10 protein-coding genes are annotated in these 8,405 nt (G+C 66.9%); 1 reads left to right on the top strand and 9 read right to left on the bottom strand.

Annotation, left to right across the window (positions count from 1 at the left end):
* Window positions 1–12: 12 nt before the first annotated feature.
* From GPA_RS12990 to GPA_RS12965, 6 genes are all read right to left on the bottom strand, one after another.
* Window positions 13–228, bottom strand: a complete 216-nt coding sequence (locus GPA_RS12990; protein WP_015540155.1) for a hypothetical protein — start codon at window positions 226–228, stop codon at window positions 13–15.
* Between the two features lie 114 nt (window positions 229–342).
* Complete coding sequence (locus tag GPA_RS16960; protein ID WP_049784154.1) at window positions 343–2,376, bottom strand: VirD4-like conjugal transfer protein, CD1115 family; 2,034 nt, start codon at window positions 2,374–2,376, stop codon at window positions 343–345.
* Between the two features lie 3 nt (window positions 2,377–2,379).
* Window positions 2,380–3,120: a hypothetical protein gene (locus GPA_RS12980; protein WP_015540154.1), complete on the bottom strand. Its 741-nt coding sequence runs from the start codon at window positions 3,118–3,120 to the stop codon at window positions 2,380–2,382.
* Window positions 3,117–4,184 (bottom strand): hypothetical protein, encoded by a 1,068-nt coding sequence (locus tag GPA_RS12975; protein WP_015540153.1) that lies wholly within the window; start codon window positions 4,182–4,184, stop codon window positions 3,117–3,119. Before GPA_RS12975 ends, GPA_RS12980 begins: the two co-directional genes overlap by 4 nt.
* Before the next feature lie 151 nt (window positions 4,185–4,335).
* Window positions 4,336–4,566, bottom strand: coding sequence for a helix-turn-helix domain-containing protein (locus GPA_RS12970; RefSeq protein WP_015540152.1), 231 nt, complete (start codon window positions 4,564–4,566; stop codon window positions 4,336–4,338).
* Window positions 4,563–4,802, bottom strand: a complete 240-nt coding sequence (locus tag GPA_RS12965) for a hypothetical protein (protein WP_041239622.1) — start codon at window positions 4,800–4,802, stop codon at window positions 4,563–4,565. Before GPA_RS12965 ends, GPA_RS12970 begins: the two co-directional genes overlap by 4 nt.
* 165 nt (window positions 4,803–4,967) lie before the next feature.
* Between GPA_RS12965 and GPA_RS12960 the strand changes: the two genes are divergently transcribed.
* Complete coding sequence (locus GPA_RS12960; protein ID WP_015540150.1) at window positions 4,968–5,327, top strand: helix-turn-helix domain-containing protein; 360 nt, start codon at window positions 4,968–4,970, stop codon at window positions 5,325–5,327.
* 76 nt (window positions 5,328–5,403) lie between these two features.
* Here GPA_RS12960 and GPA_RS12955 read toward each other — a convergent pair whose 3' ends face one another.
* The 3 genes from GPA_RS12955 to GPA_RS19365 all read right to left on the bottom strand — a co-directional run.
* Window positions 5,404–6,147, bottom strand: coding sequence for a hypothetical protein (locus GPA_RS12955; RefSeq protein ID WP_015540149.1), 744 nt, complete (start codon window positions 6,145–6,147; stop codon window positions 5,404–5,406).
* A gap of 233 nt (window positions 6,148–6,380) precedes the next feature.
* The gene (locus GPA_RS12950; protein ID WP_041239621.1) at window positions 6,381–7,697 is read right to left on the bottom strand and encodes a tyrosine-type recombinase/integrase; all 1,317 of its coding nucleotides are present in this window, start codon (window positions 7,695–7,697) and stop codon (window positions 6,381–6,383) included.
* Window positions 7,698–7,702: 5 nt separating this feature from the next.
* On the bottom strand, window positions 7,703–8,405 hold a 703-nt coding region (locus tag GPA_RS19365; RefSeq protein ID WP_041239620.1), incomplete at its 5' end, for a site-specific integrase.

Raw genomic sequence — 8,405 nt, 5'->3', positions numbered from 1 at the left:
CCTCCGTCGTCCCTACATCGTGGGGAAGGTGAGGTAGCTGCCGCCGACCAGGCCGATGGCCGCCATGGCGCCGCCCAGCGCGATGACCCAGACCGCGCCCTCCTGGGCCTGCGCGTCGTGGGCCTTGCCGCCGGAGACCCAGCGGAAGACGCCCACGGCGGCGGTGATTCCGCCGACGAAGGTGAGGATCTGCCACAGATAGTTCAGGAGCTGGTTGAAGAAAGCCATATGGGGTTTTCCCTTCTGATTCGCGGCGCCGCCCGTGTGGCCTTGGCGCCCTGTTTGACCCGCCGCGGCGGGTGAGATATGACGACCGGCGGGGTCTCCCCCGCCGGGTGCCTCCTACATGAAGAACTCGGGGTCGAAGAACGAACGGGCCTCCTCGATGCGCCAGCGCATCTCCTCGACCTCGGCGCGGTGCGCGCGCTCGCGCTCGCACTTGCGGTCCCAGTTCCAGTCGTCCAGGTTGAACTCGCCGACCTCGCGCAGCTCGTGGTAGCGCGGGTGGTCGATCGTCCTGTACTTCTTGTCGAGGAACGGGAAGGCGTTCTTCACGAAGACGATGCAGTCGTCGCCGCCGAACTTCTCGGGGTTGTTGCCGAGGTCGGCGGCGGCCATGAGCTCCTTGCCGATCTTGTTCTCGCTCTCGGACCACGATCCCTGCCGGCCGTGCGACTCGCTGCGGTTGCGGACGGTGGCGGTGAACTTGCCCAGGCGCTCGGAGATCTTCTTGTTGGTCTCGAGGTCGCAGCGGCCGAGGAACAGCGTCGTGTCGCAGTTGCCCTCGATGATGTCGGCGTTGTCCTTGTACATCTTCTTGAGCTGCGTGACCGATTGCAGGATGGCCGTGATGTAGATCCAGCGCGAGCGCAGGGTCGCGATCTTGACGTCGAGGTCGGGGATGCGGCCGATGTTGGCGAGCTCGTCGAGGATGCAGTTGATCGGGATCTTGCAGTGCGAGCCGGGGTTCCTGTCGGCGATGGCAGTGTTGACGTCGAACAGCTGGTAGAGCAGCATCGCCAGGATGAAGTTGAACGTCTTGTCGGTGTCGGACATGACCAGGAAGAACGCCGTGCGCTCCTCGCCGATCATCTCGAGCTCCAGCTCGTCCTCGCTGAAGAACTCGCGGACCGCGGAGACGGCGAACGGCGCCAGGCGGACGTTGCACGACGCGGTGACCGAGGCCTCGGTCTCCGGCGATTCGGAGGTCGACTTGAAGCCCTTGTACTGCTTGATGACGAAGTACTCCTCGGAGGCCTGCGCGGCCGCCTCGTCGCCGCCGTGGTTGGCGACGATCCATTCCTCGAAGCCCTGGAAGCCGTCCTCGGCGGTCGTGCCGAGCATGATGATGTCCAGCGGGGTCTTGGTCTGGCTGGGGTTGTCCTTGCCGGCGAGCTGGAGCAGGTCGAGCATCTGCGGGAACGTCTGGTACTGCGGCTGGTCGGCGTAGAAGTAGAAGAGGTAGCCCATCAGCGCCATGTACAGCTGCCTCTCGGCCTTGACGAAGAAGTCCTCCTTCTCGGCCTCCGCGTTGCCCGACGTGTTCTCCACCAGCAGGTTGACGATCTGCATGATCGACGTGGAGTCCTGGAGGTAGAGCAGCGGGTTGTAGTGCATCGATTGGTTGATCTGGTCGGGCTTGGTGTTGACGACCTTGAGCTTGTAGCCGTGGCGCAGGAAGAAGTTGCCGTACTGCTTGAGCGTGTCGCCCTTGGGGTCGGTCGTCACGATCGAGCTGTTGAGCTGGAGAAGGTTGGGGCCGACGAAGTTGAAGGTCTTGCCCGAGCCGGAGCCGCCGAGCACGTAGACGTGCTTGTTGCGCTCGAGCGCCGGGTCGGGGATCTTCGACATCTGGAGCTCGGCGCGCTCGGACAGGATGATGTTGTCGTCCTCGATCTTCTCGACGTAGTCGGGCTTGGGGTTGGCGACCTTGTTGGTCATGCCGAGCTTGGCCTTGATGAAGTCCTTCGGGTTGTTGCGGGCGAAGCGCATCGCGTCGGCGGTGCGCTGCGGGATGCGGATGGGCACGCGCTTCACGGTCGAGGTGTGCGCGAACTGCTGCATCTCGTCGTCGCGCGCCCAGCGCTGGTTGCCGTACTCCTCGCCGCGGAGCTTCTTCTGCTCCTCGCGCTCGCCGGTCCAGTCGTATTTTGTCATGGCCACCAGCGCGATGGCGCCGAAGGCCAGGAAGAAGAACGGCATCGTGCGGGAGTCGAGGTAGAACGGGTCTTGCAGGATCACGGCCCACTCGGCGACGGTGTGGTTGGAGCCGACGGTGAGCGGGTTGTCGATGAACCATGCGGCGATTCGGTTGAACATCCAGCCGCAGAGCGTGCCGCCGAGGATGAGGTACAGAAATCCCTTGAGGGTGCGCAAGGGCTACTCCTCCTCCGCGGTCTCGCCGCCGTCGGGCGCCGCGGCGCGGTGGTAGTGCTTGCCGCCCTCGGCCTCGTCGCCGTCCTGCCCGCCCGCGGCCTCAGCCATGGGCATCGACAGGGCGAAGAACGTCTTGAGGCGCATCGAGGCGCTGTCGAGCACGCGGTCCGCGATGGCCCTCCGCTCGGAGCGGGCGGGCGGGAACATGGCGAGGAACCCGTCGAGCTCGGCGATGGGGTAGGACCAGCGCGAGGCCGACAATTTCATGTAGTCGTAGTCCATGTTGGCCATGGCGCGGTCGAGGTAGCTTTCCTCGCCGTCTACGAACCTGTTGCCCTTGATGGCGCTCTCGAGCGCCGCGCATCCGCGCGGGTCGGACGGGGCGGTGCGGGCGCACAGCAGGACCTCGTGGACGTCGAGCGGGTTGACGCGGAAGCCGTCATGGCCCTCGCCGCCGTCGCGGATGGATGCGAGCTCGCCGTCGAGCGCGCAGTACCCGATGACGCAGGCGAGCAGCCGGCGCTCCGCCTGCTCGAGGTATTCCCTCGTGTAGCCGTATTCGCGGGCGGTCTCGGGGTATTCGCTGCGGTAGGCGGACGAGGAGATCGGCGAGTAGTATTCGGGGCTGTCGCCGAACTCGAGGATGCCGGCGGCGTCGTATCTGAACGTGTCGGAGCTGCCGCGCGCGACGATCTCGTCGGCCATCGTCGCGCACGAGGCGGCCAGGGTCTCAAGGTCGATCATCGGTGCATCCCCTCGTTGCGTGCGGGCATGGAGGGCTGCATCTTGCTCTCGGCGATCTTCTTGGCCGCCTTCGTCTGTCCGACGGGGGACTCAGGCGAGGCGGCCCGGGAGTTTCCCAAGGCCTCGCTGAGCAGCGCGGCGTTTTTCTCGGCGGCAGCGGCCTGCTTCGGGTCGATCTTCTTCTTGTTCTCGGAGATGAAGCAGCCGCGGTCGATGGCGGCCTCGAGCACCATGCCGGGCGCGGCCGCGAACGCGGCCCCCTCGGCCTTCATCTCGTTGTAGAACTCCTTGGCTCCGTCCGAGCCGGTCTTCCAGAGCTCGGGTCCCTGGGTGGCGTCGACTTCGGCGCTGGCGACGGGGCGGCCGTTGCGGGTGCATTCGAAGGAGGCCTTGTTCTCGTCGTCCGGGTCGAGGGTCACGCGGTACTGCTCTCGGGAGTGGCCGCCGGCCGACCCGACCCAGCTGTTGCGGCCGTCGCCGGTGCGCTCGAACTCCCAGTTGATGCCGTTGCGCTTGAAGGCGCGGGGATAGCGGTTCTGGTCGTCGCGCTCGATGCCGCGCGCGCACTCCTCGAGCTCCTTGCGGTCCATGCCGAAGGACTCGACGCCGATGTTGATGAGCGCCTGGGTCATGATGTCCATGTCCCGGCCCTGGATGCCGATGGAGACCGCGGGACTTCCGTCCATGGGGTTGACGGTGTCGAATACGGAGAACTTCACTCCGTGGTTCATGAGTTCGCGCTTGAGCTTCTGGATGTCCTCGCGATTGTCGGCGACCGCCCCGGGGAATACCATGGCCTCGCGGTACTGGTCCGGGTTCTGGGCGCGCACGGTCTCGGCGGAGACGATGCCCTTCTCGCCGCGGCCGTCGACCATGTTCGCGGCCCCGTGCGTGAGGGCGCGGGCGAATCTCGCCGGTATGCGGTCGTTCCTGTTGCCGGCCGCGCGGGCTCGCCGCGCCTGGGCCAGGCCCTCGAGCAGGTACTTGATGATTTCTGAGGCTGATTGCACGGCTGCCGTGCCGGTCCTGAACGCGAGCTGTACCGCCTCGTCTTCTGCTGCCATTTCTTCTGACCCCTTCTGTAGAGCAGGTGTGGATATGGGCCTGCTGGGGTCAGGTGGCGTGGCCGGGGTCGGCGGAAGGTCAGGTGGTGAGGTCGATGCAGTCGGCAGGCCGGACCATCGACGGTGGCATTATAACCAATTGTCTGAGTTTCTATTCAGTCGATTTCCGCCTGTTCGGGATGCAGGCGGGATCGACCCCGACGAGCCTGGCGACGGAGTCGCGCGTTATCTTGCGGTGCCCCCGCTCGGGGGTCCATTGTCTGAGGTCCCCCGACTTGACGAACCTCTTGACGGTCGACGCGCTGACGCCCAGGAAGGCGCACGTCTCCTTGACGGTCAGGAACCTCGGCAGAGCCGCCAGGTCCTCGATGACTGAGCTCATCGCCCCTCCTCGGCGTCCATGACGGCGGACAGCGGCAGCTCCGCGTAGAGGCAGAGCTGGACGATCTCGAGCCCGTCGAGGGCCGCCGCGGCGCGCGACGCCGTGGAGAGCCCGAGCAGCCTCAGGACCTTGGGCAGCGGTATCCCCGTGCCGCGGACGATGTCGAGCGCCGTGGCGCCGGTCTCCCTGAGCGCCGCGGCGAGCGCGTCCATGTGTATGCCGTCTTGTCTGTTCATGTCGGAAGCCTTCCCGTTCCGTGTTCCGATACCGAAAGTATCCGGGCCGTATCGACCCCCGACGGGAACAGTATAGGAACGGGGAGATGGCGCGCGGTGCGATACTTGCCCGCACGGGGTAGAAAGGCCCCGCGCGTTTCGACACGGAAGGAAGTGATGCGTTCGATGAGGTCGAGGGTTCCGGAGAAGTCCGAGCTGGCGGCGCAGCTCAAGCGCTACCGCTACGATGCGGGGCTGAAGGGCGATGAGGCGGGAGCGGTCATCGGCAAGAAGGCCACGACGGTGTACAAGTACGAGGCCGGGACCCTGTGGGTGTCGCCGGGGGACCTGCGGGCGCTGCTCAACGAGTACGGCGTGAACATGGTCACGGCCTTCACCGAGGTCGGCGACCCGAGGGCGGGCGGCAGGAAGAAGGACGAGTCGGCCCTGCGCTGGCGCAAGATGCGCGCCTACTACGACATGATGGGCCCGGCCAAGCAGAGGACCCTGCTCGACGTCGCGAGGGCGATGGCCGAGGACTTCTGAGCCGTGCGCGTGCGCACATCAGCACACCGGCATATATGCGCATGCGCATATATCTATAGCTGCGCATCTGCGCGAATCAGCCCTTGCGCGGGAGCGCGCGGGCGCACGACGGCGCCTCCGCCTGCACAGGCTCGTCCTCGGCGATGGACGGCGCCCTCATGGCATGGGCGTCGGTGTCGATCCAATGCTCCCCGGTCTCGGGGTCGTCGCGCTCGGCGAAGCGGTGGGCGGCATGCCCGACGTCCTCGAACGGGCTGCGGGTGCTGACGAGGTAGCGGCGGCGCGCCTGGGTGCCTATATGCCCCATGGGCGACTCGATGTCGAACCAGGGCTGGAACATCTTCGGCATCGTGACGCAGCACACGTTGTCCTGCGGGTCGTAGAGGTGGAGCCGGCCGTCCTGCCCGAGCGCGACGGAATATCCCTCGGGCACGGCGACGTAGTTCACGACGCTGCAGTGCGTGCGCGACGTGTCGACCTCGTCCATGGTGTAGCCGAGCTGGTGGGGCGGGATGAACGCGTTGTACGTGACGTATTCGGGGTGCTCGCGGATCTGCTCGGGCGTGAAGCACATCTCGACGGCGCCGGGCACGTCGATGTCGCCCGTCATGTAGAAGGTGTCGTAGAGCGTGCCGACTACGGCGATCTCCGCGGTGTAGCCCTCCTCGACCACATGGGTCGAGGCCTCGTGTGCGTTGTAGAGGTCCGACCAGCGCCTCATGAGGTCGCTGGACTTGACGAGCTCGGGGTCGAAGTACCTGTCCCCGGGGCGGTAGATCTCCTCGTCGGGGATGTCGCGCTTCGATTTGAAAAGGCCCATGGTGGTCGCTCCTTGGATGATGGCGCGGCGGTATGCCGCGGCCTGCCGATTATCCGCCCGCGCCGCGCCGTGCGCAATGCGCCCTTCCCGCACGGGAAGCCGAACGCGGTGCGGTTTCATATTCGCACATATACCCAAACGCGTACATGCGCATACGCACATTCGCGCATTTTCTTATTTACGCATGTACGCACGGGCGCGGAAACGCGCCCGTGCATCTGCGAATCCCCGGGCTAGCCGCACGCGAGCGATTCCCATGAGATGATCTTCACCGGCCGCGGCGCCTTGGGATCGGGTGCGGGCTCTTCCGCCTCCTCTTTCTTCTCGTCGCCCCGGATGCGCGCCGGCAGCTCGGAGCCCTGCCCGTCATAGCCTTCCGGCAGCGCCATGACCTCGTTGACGGCGTCGACGCTCGCACGCAGATTCTCCGGGCTGGAGCTCACGTAGATCTTAAGCGTGAAGGAGGGGTCCGTGTGCCCGAGCCAGTTGGACACGGTCTTCGGGTTGACCCCGGACATGATGAGCTCGGTGGCGAAGGTGTGCCGCAGGCGGTGCAGGCCGCACTTTCCGCCGCCGATGTTGAACGTCCGCACGAAGGTCCTGAACAGCTGGTTGGCATATCTCGGCACCATGAACGCGCCGTCGATGTCGCCGACGACGAAGATTTCGTCCGTGAACGGGACGCCGGCATCGCGGCAGCGGGCCTCCTGCTCCGCCCGCCGCCGCTCCAGCCCCTCCATGAGCCCGTCCGCGATGGGCAGCGCCCTCATGCCGGCCGGGCTCTTCGGCCCCTTGAGGTAGCCGTTGGAGGAGGGCAGCGCGCCGATGGCGTTCGTGATGCGCACCATGCGCCGCTCGAAATCGACGTTCGTCCAGCGCAGGGCGCAGATCTCGCCGCATCTGAGGCCCGCGAACAGGGCGAGCCGGATTATCGCGTCGAGCGGGCCGCGGATGCACGGGAGGGCGGCGAGCAGCGCGTTCTTCTCTTCGGCGGAGAGCGCCCGGGGAAGCGGGCGGTCGTGCTTGGGCGCGCGGATCCTGCGCAGGTCGAGCGGGGTCCGGAGCATTCGGAAGCTGGCGAGCTCCAGGGTGTCCCTGACCGTCCAGAGCATATGGTTCACGGTCTCGGGGCAGTACCCGTCCTCGACGAGCGAGTCGACGTAGAGCTGCACGTCCTGGGCGGTGACCCTGTCCACGGGGATCTCCCCCAGGTCGCCCAGGAGCCTGACGTGGCGGCAATAGCCGGCATGCGTCGACTTCTCGATGGCGCCGACGGCGAGCGCATGGTCGATGTCGTCCCGCCTGAGCTCGCCGACCGTGGGCATGCGGCCCTCCGTCGCCTCGATGGCTTCGGCCCGCCGCTCGTCTTCCGGGTCGCGGGGGAGGTTGTAGAGGTATTCGGCCGCTAGGTGCTCGGCTTCCGCGCGGCTCGCCGCCGCCCCGATCGTGGCCCACTTGCGATCGCCCTTGCGCTCGGCATCGTAGACCGCGCGGTAGCTCATCCTCCATGAACCGCCGCGGCGGGCGAGGGAGACCCTTTCGTAGTGCATGCCCCTCACGCCTCCCCTTCATCGTGGGCGAGCCTGAGCCCGTAGAGCGTGCATCCGGCGCCAACGATGCGCAGCAGCTCGTTCGCGTCGCTCCTGAGGTGTTCCACGTCGCGGCGGCGGCCGTTCTTCTCGAGCAGCAGCCTGGATCCGGCCGAGGCGGCCCAGGAGCGCGGCGCGGCGCCGAGCCATGCCGGCAGCCGCGTCACGGAGGGCTCGGGATATGCGACGAAGAAGTTCGGCTCGCCGATGCTCTCCCGCCAGATTCCGCGGACGGTGACGGTCATGCGCTCCGCATCGAGGTCGTCGGCGAGTATCCCGCAGATCTCGCCGGGCTTGAGGCCGCATCCGAGGGCGAGCCCGATGGCCGCGGCGGAATGCCCCGATCCGCATGCGGCGAGGGCCCGCGCGGCCTTGAGGCCCCCCGGGGGGATCGGGCGCTTCTTCCTGGGCGGCCGGGGAACGTCGAACGGGACCTCCGAGAACGGGTTGGAGGCGCACAGCCCGTCGGCGAGCGCATGTCTGCCCGCGGCGGCGCAGATGGTCTTGAGCCGGTAGCAGCGAACGCGCGATATGCCGCGGGACTCGGCCGACTCGAGCGCGGCCGCCGCCGAGGCGGGGCTTATCGAGTCGACGGCGCAGCCCGCTATCGCCCCGAGGGCCCTGCATTCCTTTCGATAGTTCGCGACGGTCTTCCTGGCGGCCCCCTTG

Origin of the sequence: Gordonibacter pamelaeae 7-10-1-b, assembly GCF_000210055.1 — a bacterium.
Lineage (GTDB): Bacteria > Actinomycetota > Coriobacteriia > Coriobacteriales > Eggerthellaceae > Gordonibacter > Gordonibacter pamelaeae.
Note: the sequence above shows the minus strand (reverse complement) of the source record. Positions and strands in the feature narration are given on the sequence as shown.